Consider the following 556-nt stretch of genomic DNA (forward strand, 5'->3'; position numbering starts at 1 on the left):
TTCTGCCCGGCCTAGGGCGAATCACATGTTCAAGTTGCAGTTCTTGTTCGGTTTCAATTCGATCTTCTTCTATCTTCACTGGTACAAAAGTTTCTTTTTCACTGAATGTCTTTTGCGCCGTTAACTCTGGTGAATCCGATTGCTGCTCTTTCTCTAGTGCTTTTTCAGAGAAAATTTGTTTCTGCTTCAATTCGCTCATTTCAATTTGTCTCCTAGCAGATAATCCAGTGCTTTATCTAGACGTATGTGTTTCATCGGTTCATCACTTGCTGACGGCATAGGACGGAAGGAAGTAAAGTCAAAACCACTGTTTTGCCAATAGGCAGCATTGGGTAGCTTCTTCGGCACCTCTCCTGGGAACATCGTCATTGCCTCACCGTTTAAGGTCGTCCCTTGTAACGCAGAAATGGTTTTGTCGCCTGAGGTAATAAACCCAGAAGTGGTCGCTTGGATGGAAGCAATGCTCATACAACTCATTTCAATGTTCTCATAAGCAGCGGTTTGCCATGCTGGGTGCACCATTTGTTGCAGTAGAGAGACAAGGTGCGGATGCTGA

Annotated in this window: 1 protein-coding gene and 1 pseudogene; both read right to left on the bottom strand. The window is 44.8% G+C overall.

Going from position 1 to position 556, the window contains the following annotated elements:
* Positions 1–199, bottom strand: a pseudogene (locus R7190_RS29705) (TIGR01620 family protein); the annotation flags it as partial.
* On the bottom strand, positions 196–556 hold a 361-nt coding region (locus R7190_RS29710; protein WP_318128977.1), incomplete at its 5' end, for a YcjX family protein. The pseudogene R7190_RS29705 and the gene R7190_RS29710, both read right to left, overlap by 4 nt.

The organism is Vibrio sp. 1078-1 (assembly GCF_033340475.1).